This window comes from Rickettsia asembonensis, from assembly GCF_000828125.2.
In the GTDB taxonomy this organism is placed as follows: domain Bacteria; phylum Pseudomonadota; class Alphaproteobacteria; order Rickettsiales; family Rickettsiaceae; genus Rickettsia; species Rickettsia asembonensis.
Map to the genome: position 1 here is coordinate 1 of NZ_JWSW01000019.1, position 17,215 is coordinate 17,215.

Genomic DNA, 17,215 nt, shown 5'->3' on the forward strand with positions numbered 1-17,215 from the left:
AAGTATTATATCCCATATAAATTAAAAAAAATAAATCCAACAATAAATATAGATAATTTTAACCAAGAAATTTCAATAATTAATAAAGATACCCCAAGAACTGCCATACATATAAGAATAGTATCACATATTGAGGCTGCAATGATGCTAGGTAAAGCCTTGCTAAATTTTGGCTGTTTTGCTCCTTGATTAAATATAAAAATATTCTGTACTCCGAGCGGCACTATTAAACCAAGAGCTAAAACAATACCATGTAAAAAAGCACTTAATATATCATTCATTGTAATTTAGTTTTTATTTTTAATAATATTAACAAAGAGGGGATAGTAATAATTGTAGTTAATAAAAAGAAATTTTGCCAACCGAAATTTACTACCATATAGCCTGAAATTATAGGAAAAATTGAGCGTGAAATTCCCATCATCGACGAAAGAAAAGAATATTGAGTAGCTCGAAATTTACCTTGGCATAGCGAAGAAATAAAAGCTATATAAGCAGTCATCGTCATACCACCGGTAATACTTTCTATTCCTATCGTGATAAATAATAATAAAGAATTTTTACTGTTTATTTCAAGAAAAATATATAAAATATGTCCTAAAGCATGAATAATCCCAAATAAAAATATACTATTTAATATATTTTTATGTTTCATAATAAAGCCGCCAAGTAGTCCGCCGATTATAGCTCCTACAACACCCCAAAACTTCCCAACACTTGCTATCTCAAAAGCATCATACTCAAGATGAAGCAAAAACGGATTAATCATAACATTGATTAAGTTATCCGGTAATCTATATAATACTAGGAAAATTAATATAAGAATAATGAAATAAACAGAACCTATAGGTTTTAACGCATTATATATAAAATTTATTATGTTTTTTTTATTTTGATTATTTTTTATATCATTCTTGATTATCTGTATATGTATGTTCTCGTTTAAATAACAATACTTAAGTCCTACAATCAATAAAATTAAATAAATAAATACTAAGCCGGCAAAGATTTTATATATTTCATTAAATGTAAAATAAATAGATAAATAAATAGCTCCGGAACCAGCTAAAAGCATCCCGATTCGATAACCGAATATATATATTCCTGAAGTAAACCCAAGCGATTCTTTAGGTACTATTTCCGTTCTTAAAGCACTTAATATAGTATCTTGGGCTGCACTAAAAAAAGAAATAATTAAAGCCGTAAAGGTAAATAATACTAGATTAGTACGAGGTTCTAAAAAGCTGAAAATATATATAAGAAATATTAACGCAGTACTAGTTAAGCAAATCCAAGATAATCTATGACCGAATATTTTATTTAAATATTTAATTTGCACTGCATCAAAAATCGGTGCTAACAAGAAATTAATAGAGTAAGGAAGCGTTATGAATGATAATATACCGATTGTTTGCAGTACTATATCTTCTTTAGCAAGCCAATAATTTAAAGTATTACCAGTAATCATTAGATTAAAACCGCTAATAAGCCCAAACAACCAAATAATACATAAACGAGAGTTATTTAACATGAATTTATATATTTGTTAATTTTATAGCCCACATGACGGATTCCCGCGTAGGCGGGGCTTTGTTGCATGGCTCAAAAACCCGCTCGGTGTCATACCGTGGCTTGTCCACGGTACCCAGTAAAACAATTAAAAATACTAAAATTATTAGTATTTTTAACTGGATCCCGTGAATAAATCACGGGATGACAAAGGCGAGGTCGAGCCATGCAACAAGGCCCGTAGGCGGGAATCCAGTAAAATAAAGCTTTAAAAAAAAGAATAAATAGTTTAAATTATATATGATTTAAGTTAAGAAGAGAAAGAAAAAATAGTTATAATCTTTTTAGAAATCTTCACAGAGCCTAATAATTATTGCTCTTTTTGTTATTAATTGTTAAAATCCGTACATTAAAAGTAATTACAGAATGCATATTGGTATTGTCAAAATTCAATTCTCTGAATTTATGAAGGCTATATGTTTTAATTTGAAACGATTAACCGTTTTAACGGGTAGCTAATATTATCATAGATAACACATAGATAGTAACAAAATTTCTACTAATTTTGTATATACTGACCAAAATTTATCTTAAATTTAAACACAAATTATTAAATGGATCATTCTTACAAAAATAGCAGGATAGTATTTTTAAACTTAAAAAATATGCGAGAAAAACAAACTGAATCTGCGATATTAGAAACTATAAAAAAATCAGAATGTGACTTTTCGCTTCCTGATCAAGATGTATTAAATATAGCTTTTCATGATTACATTTATCCTTTGTCGATGAGATGGAACTTTTTGACATATTTTGAGGATCAAAACCCTTATTTTTCTTATTTCATTTTACACTATGCAGGACCTAAACCATGGACTACTACCGATAAGCATGAACTATGGAAGACAAATCAGGACAAATTAGATAAAATCACAAAATATTACTGGCGATATAGAGAAATAACACCTTGGAGTAGTATAAATTAATTATTTTAATTGACTTTAGCACTTAAGAGATTTAAAAGTTAACTTTAATATGTAAGGTTACAATAAAAATGTTACCGCCTAAAATTTTCTTTGAAAAAGTTAAAGAAATAATTTGGCCTATAGAAAGGAAAGAATTAAAGCTATTTATACCTATGGCTTTAATGATGTTATGTATCCTTTTTAATTTTGGGGCTTTAAGATCTATCAAAGATAGTTTAGTAGTACCCTCTATGGGGGCCGAAATTATTAGTTTCTTAAAATTATGGTTAGTATTACCCTCGTGCGTAATTTTTACCGTACTTTATGTTAAGCTTAGTAATAAATTAAATTTTGAATATATTTTCTACATTATAGTCGGCAGTTTTTTACTATTTTTCTTATTATTTGCCTATATTATTTATCCCAATCAAGATATTTATCATCCTAACGATGAAATGATAAATAATTTAATTGCTTCATACCCTAATTTTAAATGGTTCATTAAAATAGGTAGTAAATGGAGTTATGCACTGATGTATATTTTCTCGGAATTATGGAGTGCAGTAGTCATAAACTTAATGTTTTGGCAGTTTGCCAATCACATCTTCGATACTTTTAAAGCTAAAAGATTCTACCCTGTTCTTGGGATGGTTGGTAATATCGGCCTTATACTAGCGGGTAGCGTACTCGTATTTTTCTCAAGCGGGCAGGATGTTATTGATTCGGAATTATTATCGGATTCGTTTAATTCATCTGCCGGAAATGCTATAATGCTTCAGCCTATCATGTCAATTATTGTTGCTGCAGGAATAATTGCTATGCTTCTATTTAGAATAATAAATAGATTTATTTTAATGGATTCCATAAATGTTTTAGATACAACTAAAACGAAAACAAAACTTTCGGTAATTGAAAGTATCAAATTAGTAATTCACTCAAAATATATAGGTCGTATTGCTTTACTAATAATTTGTTATGGATTATTAATAAATATAGTCGAAGGACCTTGGAAAGCAAAAATAAAAGAATTACATCCAAACACTATAGACTATGTTAACTTTATGGGCAGGTTTAATATTTGGATGGGGATATCATGCGTTACTTTCATGGTAATAGGCAGCAATATCCTTAGAAGACTCGGTTGGCTCATTTCTGCATTATTAACTCCTATTATGTTGTCTATTACCGGCTTGGTGTTTTTTATCTTTATAATTTTTATTGAAGAAATAGGAGCATGTTTCGGTGATTTTAATCTTCTATATGCAGCGATTATTGTTGGAGCTATTCAGAACATACTTAGTAAATCGTCCAAATACTCATTATTCGATTCAACAAAAGAAATGGCGTATATTCCTTTATCTTTAGAGCTTAGAACTAAGGGAAAAGCTGCTGTAGAGGTAATAGGTACTAAATTCGGCAAATCACTTGGAGCATTTATACAGTCTTTGATACTTATTATTATTCCGACTGCTACCTTTGATTCTATTATAATATATTTATTAGTAATTTTTATAGTTATGATGAGTTTATGGATTTGGAACGTTATAAAATTGAATAAGGAATATATAGAGCTGTGTAAGTAGAAAATATGGTTTCTATGTCATTCCCGCGTGGCATTGTTGCGTGGATCAATTTCACCTCTGTCATCCCGTGGCCTGACCACGTCATCCAGTTAAAAATACTAAAATTATTAGTATTTAGTATTTTTTATTGTTTTTATGGACCTAGTTAGCAAGCCACGGGGTGATAGTGGGGGTTTTTTGCCGGTCTACGCAACAATGCCTTCCCGCCTACGCGGGAATGACATAGACATACAAAAATACTAAAATAATGAAAAAAATTCTTAAAATAATATTATTTATAACTATCTTTATTATACTCGCATATAGTGGGCTATGGTTTACTATTATGCTCTCTTTATCACACTCTATAAATCAAAAATATGCCGGTACCAACCTTAATATAGAAGAGACTGATAATAATCCTAATCAGCAATATCATGTTAAGTTTTCCAAAGTTCAACCATATGGTTTTCCTTTTAAATTAGGTATTTCGGTAATTAATTGGCAAGAAGAGAGTATTAATAGAGCAATTGAATTTACCACACCGATAAATATCGGCTATGATTTACTTAAGCAGAAATTATTTATAAATTTTTCCGGAGAAGCATTCGGAAAATTTAAGCCGATTGAAAGAGGGTTTGGAGTAAGATTTTATAATGAGAACTGTATATTATCAACAAAAATACCGTTAAATTTTAAATTATTTGAAATAGTACGATCAAAAAAAGATTTATTTGAAGTTATAAATTTAATAGAAAATATTAAATTTACTTCCGGTAAAACAGAAATTTTTGACTTAGTCGATAATCAAAAATTATATGAAGAAGATCATACTATACTTACTATGTTATTTGACAAAAGTAAGTATTATATAAGTAAACAGGATTTCCTTGATAATATACCGCAAAAATTAGAAATTTATTATGAAACCGAAATAGTAAAAAGTAACCTTGAAGATAGAATAATGCCTGCCGGCTTATTATTATATAGACCCGCTTGGAATAATAATTTCAAATTTTCCGGTAATTTCTTGATTAGTACTAGTAGGTTGCATTTTAAAGATATTGCTAAAGATTTAACAATTGAAGTTACTAATGCAAAAATAAATAGTAATAACTTTGAAAATAATATTAATTTATTATATAAAGGTAAGTTAAACGATTTCGGCAATAATAATATTGATCTTTTGATAGATTCGCAATTTAAGCTAAAACCTGGTTTTATAATAGGTTCATTAGAATTTATAAAGAAATATTACGATAGGCAAACCTATCTGTTTAAACTTTCCGATAATAATCTATATAAAGATTTTAATAATGAACTAAGCTATATTTTAAATAATAATAAACAATATAATTTTAGTATTTTTGAAGATAGGCAATATAATTTTAATTTAAATATTAATTTAGTTACTGAATTAAATAAATTAACTAGAGCACAGATAAATGCTTTAGGTCTATATTCAAACGCATCGGGATTTAATATAACAAATGAAACTATAGTAAATACTCTTAAAGATTCTTACAGTAAAGGTACGATAGTAATTAATAATTACTCTAAAATAATAGATGTTTTAAGTCTATATGTATATGGGGTAGGTGATTTTAAAAACTTATCCAACGAGAGCAAAGAAGTATACGTAGATGCTCTAAAATCATTTTTAAAAACCATTTCCGATCACCCGAACTCATCTAATTTAATTGATGCTAGTATTGAATATGTATTTGATTTATCCGATTTAAACAAAACTAAAATAGGTAATATAGATGATATAAATAAAATTATACCTTTATATTATTTATCTTTATATCAAGCAGCAGTAAAAAAAGTGAAACCCGGTAAAAATGTAAAAGAAAAAATTATGGAGTTAATTCCTAATGTTAATCAAAAAATATTAGAGGAATGTATAGTTGATGAACCTCGTTAGTCGTCATTGCGAGCGGTCGAAGACCGCGTGGCAATCTCGTGAAAATAGTACAAAATTTCTGAGATTACCACGTCCGAGGATTCGCCTCTCCTCGCAATGACAGAAAAATTTAAAAAAATATCATGAATATTATAGTAAAAATACAGCAAGATTTAAAAGATGAAGTAACTAAGTTAAACGATTTAATCATTAGCTGTTTAAAAAGTGATGAAGAATTAATAGAAACAGTAGGTAAATATTTACTAGAGGCGGGTGGTAAAAGAATTCGTCCGCTTTTAACTATAATAACCGCTAAAATGTTTGATTATAAAGGCGATAATCATATAAAGCTTGCAAGTGCCGTTGAATTCATTCATACCGCCACATTGCTTCATGATGATGTGGTAGATGACAGCACTTTAAGAAGATTCAAGCCTACCGCTAACGTTATTTGGGGAAGTAAAACAAGTATTTTAGTGGGTGATTTCCTCTTTAGTCAGTCTTTTAAGTTAATGGTAGCTTCTGGCTCTATTAAAGCTATGAATGTTCTAGCTAAAGCTTCAGCAATTATTTCCGAAGGGGAGGTAGTACAGCTAGTTAAGCTAAATGAACGACGCATTATAACTATCGAAGAATATCAGCAAATAGTTAAATCTAAAACCGCCGAACTATTTGGAGCTTCTTGTGAAGTTGGAGCTATTATAGCAGAGCAGGTAGACCATATTTCTAAAGATATGCGGGACTTTGGGAAATTACTCGGAACGATATTTCAGGTTGTAGATGATCTACTTGATTATTTGGGTAATGATAAACAGGTAGGCAAAAATATCGGCGATGATTTCTTAGAAGGAAAAGTTACGTTACCGCTGATTTTTTTATATAATAAGCTAGAGCAAGATAAGCAGCTCTGGCTTGAAAATATAATTAAATGCGATAAGCGTACTAATGATGAGTTTATTAAAGTACGTGATTTGATGATTGAACATGAAATTCATAATGAAACAGTTAGTTATTTGAGTAACAATGAAGCAAATAAGTTATTAAATAAAATTCCGGTTCAGAATAGTTATAAAGATTATTTATTTTCGATTATTAGATTTATTTTGGACCGTTCTTATTAATTTTGTCTAAATTAATAAGAGCTTGAGATTGCCACGCAGCCTACGGCTGCTCGCAAGGCGTTGCCCGCGTGGACCCAAAAATCCGTTCGGTGTCAACGGGGCGGTATCCTCATTTGCATTCGTAGCTCAGCTGGATAGAGCATTGCCCTCCGAAGGCAAAGGTCGTTGGTTCAAATCCAATCGAATGCACCATTTAACTCAATTATCATTTAACTATTATCATTCATTTTCCATAATATAGATTATAGAATAATTATTTAATTCTTAATTGAAAAAGTTTGTTTTCGCTCAATAAAAGTATTGATGTAAGTTAGTATTGGGTATTTTTTCTCTATTCAAGGATTGTAAAAAATTGAAAATTGACAAATGGCTGGGACGGGAGGATTCGAACCTCCGAATGACGATACCAAAAACCGTTGCCTTACCACTTGGCGACGTCCCAATGTAGAAAAAATATATAGACTTTATACCAATAAATAGCGGAAACGTCAATTACAATAATGAAATAAATTTATTTCATTGTTAAACCAATTCCTCGCTTGCGTGGATAATAAATCATAAATTTTAGCTCTAATTTTGTTATAATATTCCTTAATATAATTTATTTCATCAATATTAAGTAGTTTCGTATCAATCAATTTACTAGCATAAGGTACTAGGCTTAAGGTTTCAAATTCAAGCCATCCGCTATTTTCTTTTACATACATTAAATTTTCTATTCTAATTCCGTATTTTCCAGAAATATAAAAACCTGGTTCATTAGATAAGATCATACCTGCTTTAAGTATTGTTTTATTACGAAGATTTATGCTTTGAGCTCCTTCATGGACGCTTAAGAAGCTTCCTACCCCATGACCCGTACCGTGCGGATAATCTAGCATTTCTTGCCATAAATATTGCCGAGCTAGTATATCAAGATTAGCTCCTGCTATGATATTTTTTGGGAATTTGGCATTAGCTAAAGCAATATGTCCTTTAAGTACTTGCGTATAACGCTTTTTCTGCTCATCAGTCGGCGTACCCATCACGATTGTCCTTGTTATATCGGTAGTAGCACCTTGGTACTGACCACCGGAATCAATCAGTAATATCCCCTGCCCTATAATTTTTTTAGCATTTTTTGGATCAGCTCTATAATGAATAATGGCACTATTCTCCTGAAATCCGCAAATAGCAGGAAAACTATCCGAAACATACCCCTCTTGTTTAGCTCGTTGCTCCGTAAGCATTAAACCAAGGGTATACTCGGTCAATTCGTTATTTCCTATGTCATTCCCGCGAAGACGGGAATCCATATTATGTTTTCCTGGATCCCCGTTTTCACGGAGATGACATTGAGAAAAATCAGCAAAAAACTCACATAAAGCTACTGCATCTTTAATATGAAAATCGATTGCATGCTTAATTTCTACATCGTTCTTACAAGCTTTAAGCGTTAAGCATGGATCGGTAATTTTTTGTACTTTTTTATCAGCTATTAAGTCCATTATATGAACAGAGGCACTACTATCATCAATAAAAATATTCTCGCTATCTCTTAAAATATTTTCAAATTCTTCTTCCGGTAAAATGGTTATTTCAGGACGTGCATTAACAATTTCGGCATCAATTTTTGTAGGATCGATAAATAGATATAATTTTGTAGACGTAACGATTACTTTTGCAAACATTAATGGTGTGTAAGCAACGTCACTAGCCCGCAAATTTAGTAACCAACATATGGAGGAGCTATCGAGAATGACTAAGGCATATTGCTCTGTGTCATCCCGCGGCTTGACCATGGGATCCAAAAAATAATTATTATTATCAACTTTATTTTTACTAGATCCCGCAGCTTGACCGTAGGATGATAATGCAACTTCACGACATTTACTTATTTTATCAGTATGACTAACACCTGCAAATTTAATATCATGTAAATAAACTTTAGAGTTTGGCTCTAACGGCTGATTATGCCAAATTTTATCAATTAAATTTCCGTTAATCTTCTGAAAATTGAACTTTAAATTTGATATGGCGGGATAAGTAAATAATTCAGGATCGTAACCTATTTTTATATCTTTACCAAATTTAGATATATCTTTTAAGTCAAAAATTTGAAATATTGTAGGATCAAGCTCTCTTGCTGCTTGCTCTAAATAACGCCCGTCAGTAAAGAATAATGCTATATCTTTATATATAATAGCCATACCGTTTGAACCGGTAAAACCTGTTATATATTCAAGCCTTTTGGCATACTCAGGTACATATTCGCTCATATATTTATCGTTAGACGGAATTATATAACCGTCTATATCATATTCTGTGAATAAGCTTCTAAGTAGATTAACTCGTTCTTTTATCATGTTTATAGCCCTTATGTCATTCCTAGTTCGATGTCATTCCTGCGAAAGCGGGAATCCAGTAATTAAAATGTGCATATACAACAAGTTTTTAAAATTATCTCGCTTTTTTCTAGATTCCCGCTTTCGCAGGAATGACATAAACAAGCTATACAATGCCGCCGCTCATAGACGGGAATGACATTTATACCATCCATAATATAAAGGAATACCGAGAATAGTAAAGGAGCTAGCTATAATTAGAGTTTTAACAGGTGTTTCATAGATAACCCATGTACAAAAGATAATCGATATTATGGCTATAAGTAAATAATAATAAGAAAAATTTTCTTTTGAGCTAAAAATTACCTTTAAGAAAGCTAAGCTACAAATTAAATAGACGAATAAGAATGTTATCGCCGAGAAATCTATTATTTGCGTAATCTGTGCGGCAAAATTATCATTTACCGTAAAGATTAATAACGGCACAATTCCAAGGCAGCTTACAATAATTCCGTTAGTTGGAGCGTTATTGCTATTTTTCTTAGCAAAGAATTTCGGTAATAATCCGTCTTCTGCAAGCCCAAGAGCTATCTGTCCGCTAGTTAGCACCCAAGCATTGAGTGTACCTATACATATAATCGAGGCTATAACCGTAATTACGCTTGACCATTTACCCCCAAATAATAATGTAGCGGCATCGGCATAAGGAGCTTTAGAGCTAATAAGTTCAGAAGCAGGGATTAATCCCATTATACCTATGCTATTGATAATATATAACACCGCCACGCAGAAAGTTCCAACTATTATGGCTTTTGGAATGGTTTTTGCCGGATCTTTTACCATTCCTGCCGTGGTAGTTGTACACTCAACACCGATAAATCCCCAAAAAGTAAGAAGTGCAACTCTTCCCATAATGGTTGGAATGCTTAAACTTTCTACTTCTTCAGCTATAGTTATATTATCTATATTAAAATGAGATAATGCACATAAGCCCACTACAAGCAACGGAACGAATTTTAAGAGAGTCAAATAAAACTCTGCTTTTCCTGCTACTTCAGGACCTTTTAAATTTAAAACCGTAATAGCACCTAATAATATTATCTGTAATATTAAATCTAAAATCGCTTGTGATTGAAAAAAAGGCGTTAGGTAACCTATTGCCGAAATGACAACTATACTTGTACTAACAAAGGATATAACCCAGTAAGTGAAGCCGGTGAAGAAAGCTATTTTATCTCCGAAACTCTCTCGTACATAAACGTGCGGACCGCCTGTTTTAGGAAATTTTGCACATAAGGATGAGAATACAAGGGCTATACTCATAGCACCGAATAATGAAAGTACCCAGCCCCAAATGCTATATATACCGAACGGTGCTAAACTTAGCGGTAATATAAAAACGCTAGTACCGATTTGACTTCCGGTTACTAAGGCAAAAACCGCCCAGAAACCTAATTTTTGCGACATAATTTTGTTATTGAATTATAGAAACGGCTTTTAATATAGCTATAAAAACGATTTTATGCAACTTATTAAAAAACACAATCTTTATACACCTACTGCTTTAGTTACTTCTCCTACCCTTACTTACTTTCCTAAATATATTGCTCATGAATCCTTAACTTCTGAAAAATTTCAAGGTAATAAATTTCAAGGTAATAGTGTAGAAGCAGTACAAAATGCTTTAATGAGCTACGTAGACGGAATAGAAGTAGATGTGAGATTATCAAAAGATGGAATTCCTTTTTTATATCAGGCTAAAACCTTAGAAGAAGCTACAAACGGATATGGTAAACCGGAAGATTATAAATGGGAGCAACTTAAACAGTTATCATATAAAAGCAACAATCAAAAATTATTAGCATTAACTGACCTTTTTAATTTGGTCGGATCACAAAAATTCATTTTTTTAGATATAAAAAGTGATAAAATATTTGATCATGAGTTTTGTTCTAAAATTACTGAATTAATAAATAAATACCACATTGAAGAAAGAGTTATTGTAGAATCATTTAACCCTTTCTTTTTAGCATTAATGCGTCTCAATTCCCGAAATATATAGAAGCAATTAAAAAAGCAAAATTAAACAATAAAAAAATTACTATTGCCGGACGTAAGCACTCTATGGGTGGGCAATCTATTTTAAATGATTCGATTCATTTAGATATGATGGAAATTAATAAAGTAGTTTATAATCCTGTAACACAAACAATTACTATAGGTGCCGGTGCTACCTGGAAGAAAGTTCAAAATGTACTTGATCAGTATAACCGTTCTATAAAAGTAATGCAGTCAGATAATATTTTTACCCTCGGCTGTACACTTAGTATTAATGCTCATGGGTGGCAGGTTAATGCTCCGTCTATCTCTTCAACAGTATTATCTTTAAAAGTAATAACTGTTGATGGGATAATAAGAGATATAAATAAACATACTGAACCGGAACTTTTTTGAGCTGTTTTAGGAGGTTATGGTTTATTTGGTGTTATAGTTGAAGCAGAGCTCATAACAGTAGAAAATACACAAGTTATTTTTCATGCAAAATTTATGAATTATAAGGATTTCGTAAATAACTTTAAAATTTATATAACTGAAAATTCTAATGCTGAACTTGCTTATGGGCGTTTATCAGTAGGGAAAAATCACCTATTTGAAGAGGCAGGTTTGTTTTGGTATGAAAGAACTAACAAAGAGAACCTTACAAAAATACAACCTGAATCTTTAATAGCTTTAAAAAGAGGAATGAAGTAATAAGATTAAATGGTACGTTTTATTTGCCATATAGATTACATTATAATATAAACCAATTACAAAAAAGTTATCCAAGTTTTTTATATTGGTTACAAATAAAAGAAAAATGGGACCATGACCATATCTTTAGCAGTGAATTTTTTGAACATATTAATAATGCAAATTTATAAATTATAACACCTACACACTAAAAGATTTGCCGCAGCCGCAGCTTGCTTTTTATGGATGTGCTGTAATTGCTAGAATAGTGATGTTATCTTTGTTTGGTCCGTAATGCCAAAAAATTCTATAAGTAGCAGGAGTATTATTTTCAGCATAAGCTTCAAATATTTCTTCTCCGTTATTTCCTTTAACAGATTTATATTTATGGGTATTTAAACTAGGATGACGAGGATTCATTTGTAAATATGCTAGTGTTTTTCTTACTGCTTTTAAACGCTTTTCTAGGTTCTGTGAACATTTCTAATTGATTTTTTATTTTGAGATATTTTTTAGTGAAACTTAATAAGATTTTTGAAGGAATAGTTATTCATATTTCAAAAAAATCTTATAATTTGTAGCAAAAAATAGCCAAAATCAAATCTTTTTAGAAATGTTCACAGAACCTAATCCTTTATTATTTTCAAGTTCTTCCAAATCTTTACTAGCTTGAATAGTAAAAAGAATTTTAAAAGTCATCATCTAAATATTTACTGAAATCTTCTATAAATTTAACTTGTCCTTTAGCAGAATCTTTAATACCGTTATTTAATTGCGTTAAAGCCTTTTTGTTATTAAATAGCCAACTTTCTTAAAGGTACAGCAAAATTCACAAAGCTTGAAACAGGCGAATTTTTCGAGTTAAGTCTGTGCTCACGTACTATTTATTGTACGCTCCGCAGACTTACTCTTAAATTCATCCTGTCTGAAGCTTTGTGAATTTTGCTGTATTTCCGTATATGAAAATAACCGGTTTTAATATATATGTTTGAGTCATACAAATTATATTATAATCAAGTGGGATTAACATTATTACACGTTAAAAGATTTGCCACAGCCGCAATTAGCTTTTTCGTTAGGATTGGTGAAAGTAAATTGGGATTTGAATTTAGTCTCTACATAGTCCATTTCAGAACCTAGAATATACATTAATGCTTTTGGGTCGATTAGTATCCGTACGCCCTTTTCTTCTACTACTTCATCAAATTGATTTTTATTGTCGGCATATTCAACGTAATAAGTCTGACCGGCACAACCGCCGGCTTTAACCCCTACCCTAATGCCAAAGGTAGGCCTCGCTCGTTTTTCTATTAGCAATTTTACTTGCTTTGCAGCAGAGTCGGTTAATGAAATAACATTTTTCATGTTTTAAGAGTCTTTTTTGCTTTCTTTTTTCTGTTTGTAATCGGCTATAGCTGCTTTTATTGCATCTTCGGCAAGTAGTGAACAATGTAATTTTACCGGTGGAAGTGATAATTCTTGTGCTATTTCGGTATTTTTAATAGTTTCGGCATCTTCTATCGATCTTCCTTTAACCCATTCCGTTACTAAAGAACTTGAAGCAATAGCTGAACCGCAGCCGAATGTTTTAAATTTAGCATCTGTAATAATCCCGTCATCATCAACTTCGATTTGTAACTTCATCACGTCACCGCAAGCGGGAGCTCCAACGAGTCCCGTTCCGACATTTTCACTTTCTTTATTAAGCGATCCGACATTACGAGGATTTTCATAATGATCTATCACTTTTTTGCTATAAGCCATTGTTATTCCTTAATTCATAATTCAATTTTTAAAATCATGCGAGCATCAATGTACAGCCCATTTAATCTTCTTTAAATCAATCCCCTCTTGCATCATTTCCCAAAGAGGACTTAATTCCCTTAATTTATCGATTTTTGAACATATTAAATCTACTGCGTAATCAACTTCCTGCTCGGTAGTAAATCTACCTATGCCGAACCTAATCGAAGTATGGGCAAGCTCTTCACCTATTCCCATGGAACGTAAAACATATGACGGCTCTAAAGAGGCAGAAGTACAAGCAGAACCGGAAGAAACAGCTAAATCTTTAATGGCAAGGATAATTGATTCTCCCTCTACTCCGGCAAAGCTTAGATTTAGATTGCCTTTATATCTTTGATCTTTATCACCGTTTAAATAAACTTCCGAAATTCGACTATGTATATTATTTAAAAATCTGTCGAATAAGTAATTTACATGCTTAGTATCTTTTTCCATCTCACTATACGCTATTTCAGCAGCCATGCCAAGCCCTACGATTAAAGGAGTCGGTAGCGTACCCGAACGCATACCTCTCTCCTGTCCACCACCGTTTATGAGTGGCGTAACACGCACACGAGGTTTTTTCCTTACATATAAGGCCCCTATTCCTTTCGGACCGTAAATTTTATGCCCTGAAATACTAGCAAGATCAATATTAAACTCGTTAACATCAATTGGAATTTTACCAAAACCTTGAGCAATATCGGAATGAAAGAAAACATCTCTTTCACGGCAAATTTTTCCTATTTCCTTTAAAGGCTGAACAACACCTATTTCATTATTAACCGCCATAACTGAAACTAACATAGTCTGATCAGTAATGGCATTTTTTAGAGTTTCTAAATCGATTATTCCATTTGATTTAATCGGTAAGTATGTGATTTTTATACTTTCTTGCTCTAAGTGCCTGCAAGCGTCAAGTACGCATTTATGTTCACTGACTATAGTAATAATGTGATTCTTTTTATTGCCATAAAATTTTGCTATTCCCTTTATTGCAAGGTTATTGGATTCGGTTGCACCGGAGGTAAAAATGATTTCTTTAGTATCTGCTCCTATTAACCTTGCTATTCTACTCCTTGCCTCTTCAACGGCGTTTTCTGCTTCCCAGCCGAAAGAATGACTACGTGAATGAGGATTCCCGAACTTGGTAGTAAAATATGGCAACATTGCCTCCATTACTCTTGGATCAAGCGGCGTTGTTGCCTGATAATCCATATATATCGGTAGGTTTGGATTGTTTAATTGTGGATTCATATGGTTAAATTAATTCATGTTTTGGTATAGTTTAAACAGTCATCGATGTCATCCTGTGATTTATTCATGGGATCCAGTTAAAAATATCAATATTATTAATATTTTTAGTTGCTTTTCTAGATACCGTGGATAAGCCACAGTATGACACATCTCTCTTTAGTTAGCAATGCTAGGAATGACATTGTAAATTTCCTCAAAAGCTTTTATAAAAGCCTCTATATCACTTACCGTATTAGTATGGCTCAAAGATACTCTAATAGAGGATTTTGCCTCTTCTTCCCCTACACCCATATTATTTAATACGTGTGATTTAGATATTTTTCCTGATGAGCAAGCAGAGCCGGAACTTATGCAAATATTACGTAAATCAAATCCGATTAATTTCACTTGTGCATCAGTACTTGGTATAGTAATTAAGGTAGTATTAGGCAACCTTGCTACATTATCGCTAATAATATTTACGTTAGAATACTTCTTTAGTTTTTTCTCTAATATTTCCTGTAAATTTTTGATTTTTATATAATTCTCTATTATATTTTTTCTCATTAATTCAGCCGCTAAACCAAAACCTACAATTGCTAAAACATTTTCTGTACCTGATCTTATTCCTTTTTCTTGTCCTCCTCCTATAATCATAGGAGTAACTTGAAAGTTAGAGTTAGAAATTAGAGCAGCACCACCCTGCCCCCCTCCTATTTTATGCCCTGAAATTGTTACAAAATCTAATCCCAACTCTTTGATATTTATAGATATCCTGCAAAAACTTTGTACTAAATCACTATGAAACTTTGCATCATATTTTTTAGCTATTTCACTTATTTTGGTTATATCTTGCAACACCCCGCTCTCGTTATTAGCCATCATTACGGAAACTAGTTTTTTAGCAGCATTACTTTGAGCTAATAACTCTTCTAGATGTTCTAAATCAACCAAACCTTGATTGTTAACTCTTATAATTTTAATATTTGGAGCATGTTTTATATGGTTATAGATCGATAAATGTTCAATAGCTGAAATAAAAATATCGCCGTCATAAAAATTTTTCATTATTAAATTATTACTTTCAGTTCCTGACGACGTGAAAGTAATATCATATTTTCCCGTAAATAATGATATACCAAGTGCTGCAGCTAATTGAAAACGTGCTTCTTCTACAATATTCCTAGCAAATACACCTGATCTATGTATTGATGAAGGGTTAAGCTCCTTGTCCATCAAACTTATTATATATTCTTTTACCTTGGGATCGATAAAGGTGGTTGCATTATGATCTAGGTATATCATATATTTATATTTAAGTTTAGAGCATCTTTAATGGAGATATTTTCAAAATAATCTCTAATATGCTTACCAAGACCTTTCCATAATTTATGTGAATTACATTTTATTGTATCAGGTACGCAAGTTTTAACTGATTTCTTATAGCAGGTAGTCATTATAAAATTTTCGTTAACAGCATCCATAATATCGGAAATTTTTATTTCTTCTAGGTTACCTATTAAAACATATCCACCTTTCGAGCCTCTAATAGCCTTAACTAGATCAGCTTTTTTAAGTTTAGAAAATATCTGCTCTAAATAGTTAAGCGATATATTTTGTTTTACGGAAATTTCATTTAAAGTGACCGGTTCAGCACTTGATTTTGCAGCCATTTCAAGTATTGCCATTACGGCATATCTTCCTTTCGTCGTCAGCATCATATAACCAACCTATTAAAACTTAAAATTGTTTTATATCTACAATAACCAAGTAATTTAGTCAAGTATATAATTATATTATTTAATAAAAAATTAGCTTGTTAATATAAACTAAAGTTTAATTGCGTAGAATCTGTTAGAAGTGAAAAAGAAAGAGAGAATATTATAAATAAGTGATTAATACAGCATTAACTAGGGATATTGTTGCATGGTTTGGTTTTCTATTGTCATCCCACGAGTTTGTAGCGGGATCCAGTTAAAAATACTAAAATTATTAGTATTTTTTATTGTTTTTATGGACCATGTGGTCAAGCGAACTAGGTACACAGTAGGTTTTACCGGGTTTGTGGGAGTGTTGA

17 protein-coding genes, 2 tRNA genes and 2 pseudogenes are annotated in these 17,215 nt (G+C 31.5%); 10 read left to right on the forward strand and 11 right to left on the reverse strand.

Annotated features, from left to right (window positions below; genetic code table 11):
* Positions 1-281 (reverse strand): annotated as a pseudogene (locus SB78_RS03200) (LysE/ArgO family amino acid transporter); the annotation flags it as partial.
* Complete coding sequence (locus SB78_RS03205; protein WP_041078600.1) at positions 278-1,531, reverse strand: AmpG family muropeptide MFS transporter; 1,254 nt, start codon at positions 1,529-1,531, stop codon at positions 278-280. The gene SB78_RS03205 and the pseudogene SB78_RS03200, both read right to left, overlap by 4 nt.
* 62 nt (positions 1,532-1,593) lie before the next feature.
* Between SB78_RS03205 and SB78_RS09210 the strand changes: the two genes are divergently transcribed.
* From SB78_RS09210 to SB78_RS03230, 7 genes and pseudogenes are all read left to right on the forward strand, one after another.
* Positions 1,594-1,701 carry a proline/betaine transporter gene (locus SB78_RS09210; protein ID WP_241773702.1) on the forward strand — a complete coding sequence of 36 codons (108 nt, stop codon included), beginning with the start codon at positions 1,594-1,596 and terminating at the stop codon, positions 1,699-1,701.
* Positions 1,702-2,129: 428 nt separating this feature from the next.
* Positions 2,130-2,495: pseudogene (locus SB78_RS07930) on the forward strand (glycosyltransferase); the annotation flags it as partial.
* A 68-nt stretch (positions 2,496-2,563) separates the two neighbouring features.
* Entirely contained in the window at positions 2,564-4,057 is a 1,494-nt protein-coding gene (gene tlc3, locus SB78_RS03215) for a nucleotide exchange transporter Tlc3 (protein ID WP_041078602.1), read from the forward strand.
* Between the two features lie 14 nt (positions 4,058-4,071).
* Positions 4,072-4,206 (forward strand): hypothetical protein, encoded by a 135-nt coding sequence (locus SB78_RS11470; protein WP_277813953.1) that lies wholly within the window; start codon positions 4,072-4,074, stop codon positions 4,204-4,206.
* A 98-nt stretch (positions 4,207-4,304) separates the two neighbouring features.
* Positions 4,305-5,963: a hypothetical protein gene (locus tag SB78_RS03220; RefSeq protein WP_041078604.1), complete on the forward strand. Its 1,659-nt coding sequence runs from the start codon at positions 4,305-4,307 to the stop codon at positions 5,961-5,963.
* Between the two features lie 122 nt (positions 5,964-6,085).
* Positions 6,086-7,063, forward strand: coding sequence for a polyprenyl synthetase family protein (locus SB78_RS03225; RefSeq protein ID WP_041078606.1), 978 nt, complete (start codon positions 6,086-6,088; stop codon positions 7,061-7,063).
* Between the two features lie 115 nt (positions 7,064-7,178).
* Positions 7,179-7,255, forward strand: a tRNA-Arg gene (locus SB78_RS03230).
* 175 nt (positions 7,256-7,430) lie between these two features.
* Here SB78_RS03230 and SB78_RS03235 read toward each other — a convergent pair.
* From SB78_RS03235 to SB78_RS03245, 3 genes are all read right to left on the reverse strand, one after another.
* Positions 7,431-7,505, reverse strand: a tRNA-Gln gene (locus SB78_RS03235).
* Between the two features lie 46 nt (positions 7,506-7,551).
* Positions 7,552-9,408, reverse strand: coding sequence for an aminopeptidase P family protein (locus SB78_RS03240; RefSeq protein ID WP_041078608.1), 1,857 nt, complete (start codon positions 9,406-9,408; stop codon positions 7,552-7,554).
* Between the two features lie 162 nt (positions 9,409-9,570).
* Positions 9,571-10,854: an APC family permease gene (locus tag SB78_RS03245; RefSeq protein ID WP_041078610.1), complete on the reverse strand. Its 1,284-nt coding sequence runs from the start codon at positions 10,852-10,854 to the stop codon at positions 9,571-9,573.
* A 55-nt stretch (positions 10,855-10,909) separates the two neighbouring features.
* Here SB78_RS03245 and SB78_RS03250 point away from each other — a divergent pair, with 55 nt between their 5' ends.
* From SB78_RS03250 to SB78_RS03260, 3 genes are all read left to right on the forward strand, one after another.
* Entirely contained in the window at positions 10,910-11,449 is a 540-nt protein-coding gene (locus SB78_RS03250; RefSeq protein WP_041078612.1) for a glycerophosphodiester phosphodiesterase, read from the forward strand.
* Between the two features lie 41 nt (positions 11,450-11,490).
* Positions 11,491-11,841 carry an FAD-binding oxidoreductase gene (locus SB78_RS03255; RefSeq protein ID WP_241773704.1) on the forward strand — a complete coding sequence of 117 codons (351 nt, stop codon included), beginning with the start codon at positions 11,491-11,493 and terminating at the stop codon, positions 11,839-11,841.
* Positions 11,842-11,934: 93 nt separating this feature from the next.
* Positions 11,935-12,138, forward strand: coding sequence for a hypothetical protein (locus SB78_RS03260; protein WP_041078616.1), 204 nt, complete (start codon positions 11,935-11,937; stop codon positions 12,136-12,138).
* A gap of 219 nt (positions 12,139-12,357) precedes the next feature.
* Here the strand turns inward: SB78_RS03260 and SB78_RS03265 are convergent, their stop codons facing one another.
* The 6 genes from SB78_RS03265 to SB78_RS03290 all read right to left on the reverse strand — a co-directional run bounded on the left by SB78_RS03265 (position 12,358) and on the right by SB78_RS03290 (position 16,859).
* A complete protein-coding gene (locus SB78_RS03265) occupies positions 12,358-12,537 on the reverse strand; it encodes a hypothetical protein (protein ID WP_041078618.1) in 180 nt (59 codons plus the stop codon).
* 612 nt (positions 12,538-13,149) lie between these two features.
* The gene (locus SB78_RS03270) at positions 13,150-13,482 is read right to left on the reverse strand and encodes an iron-sulfur cluster assembly accessory protein (RefSeq protein ID WP_041078620.1); all 333 of its coding nucleotides are present in this window, start codon (positions 13,480-13,482) and stop codon (positions 13,150-13,152) included.
* Positions 13,483-13,485: 3 nt separating this feature from the next.
* Entirely contained in the window at positions 13,486-13,881 is a 396-nt protein-coding gene (gene iscU, locus SB78_RS03275; protein WP_041078622.1) for a Fe-S cluster assembly scaffold IscU, read from the reverse strand.
* 45 nt (positions 13,882-13,926) lie between these two features.
* The gene (locus tag SB78_RS03280; protein WP_041078624.1) at positions 13,927-15,159 is read right to left on the reverse strand and encodes an IscS subfamily cysteine desulfurase; all 1,233 of its coding nucleotides are present in this window, start codon (positions 15,157-15,159) and stop codon (positions 13,927-13,929) included.
* A gap of 156 nt (positions 15,160-15,315) precedes the next feature.
* On the reverse strand, positions 15,316-16,443 hold the full coding sequence (locus tag SB78_RS03285) for a cysteine desulfurase family protein (RefSeq protein ID WP_041078626.1): 1,128 nt from the start codon (positions 16,441-16,443) through the stop codon (positions 15,316-15,318).
* Complete coding sequence (locus SB78_RS03290) at positions 16,440-16,859, reverse strand: Fe-S cluster assembly transcription factor (protein WP_041078628.1); 420 nt, start codon at positions 16,857-16,859, stop codon at positions 16,440-16,442. Before SB78_RS03290 ends, SB78_RS03285 begins: the two co-directional genes overlap by 4 nt.
* Positions 16,860-17,215 lie beyond the last annotated feature (356 nt).

What these genes read in the sequence shown, in the direction of transcription:
- SB78_RS03205 (WP_041078600.1), bottom strand. Translation starts at nt 1,531, where the DNA reads ATGTTAAATAACTCTCGTTTATGTATTATTTGGTTGTTTGGGCTTATT.
- tlc3 (WP_041078602.1), top strand. Translation starts at nt 2,564, where the DNA reads ATGTTACCGCCTAAAATTTTCTTTGAAAAAGTTAAAGAAATAATTTGG.
- SB78_RS11470 (WP_277813953.1), top strand. Translation starts at nt 4,072, where the DNA reads ATGTCATTCCCGCGTGGCATTGTTGCGTGGATCAATTTCACCTCTGTC.
- SB78_RS03220 (WP_041078604.1), top strand. Translation starts at nt 4,305, where the DNA reads ATGAAAAAAATTCTTAAAATAATATTATTTATAACTATCTTTATTATA.
- SB78_RS03225 (WP_041078606.1), top strand. Translation starts at nt 6,086, where the DNA reads ATGAATATTATAGTAAAAATACAGCAAGATTTAAAAGATGAAGTAACT.
- SB78_RS03240 (WP_041078608.1), bottom strand. Translation starts at nt 9,408, where the DNA reads ATGATAAAAGAACGAGTTAATCTACTTAGAAGCTTATTCACAGAATAT.
- SB78_RS03245 (WP_041078610.1), bottom strand. Translation starts at nt 10,854, where the DNA reads ATGTCGCAAAAATTAGGTTTCTGGGCGGTTTTTGCCTTAGTAACCGGA.
- SB78_RS03250 (WP_041078612.1), top strand. Translation starts at nt 10,910, where the DNA reads ATGCAACTTATTAAAAAACACAATCTTTATACACCTACTGCTTTAGTT.
- SB78_RS03260 (WP_041078616.1), top strand. Translation starts at nt 11,935, where the DNA reads ATGAATTATAAGGATTTCGTAAATAACTTTAAAATTTATATAACTGAA.
- SB78_RS03265 (WP_041078618.1), bottom strand. Translation starts at nt 12,537, where the DNA reads ATGAATCCTCGTCATCCTAGTTTAAATACCCATAAATATAAATCTGTT.
- SB78_RS03270 (WP_041078620.1), bottom strand. Translation starts at nt 13,482, where the DNA reads ATGAAAAATGTTATTTCATTAACCGACTCTGCTGCAAAGCAAGTAAAA.
- iscU (WP_041078622.1), bottom strand. Translation starts at nt 13,881, where the DNA reads ATGGCTTATAGCAAAAAAGTGATAGATCATTATGAAAATCCTCGTAAT.
- SB78_RS03280 (WP_041078624.1), bottom strand. Translation starts at nt 15,159, where the DNA reads ATGAATCCACAATTAAACAATCCAAACCTACCGATATATATGGATTAT.
- SB78_RS03285 (WP_041078626.1), bottom strand. Translation starts at nt 16,443, where the DNA reads ATGATATACCTAGATCATAATGCAACCACCTTTATCGATCCCAAGGTA.
- SB78_RS03290 (WP_041078628.1), bottom strand. Translation starts at nt 16,859, where the DNA reads ATGATGCTGACGACGAAAGGAAGATATGCCGTAATGGCAATACTTGAA.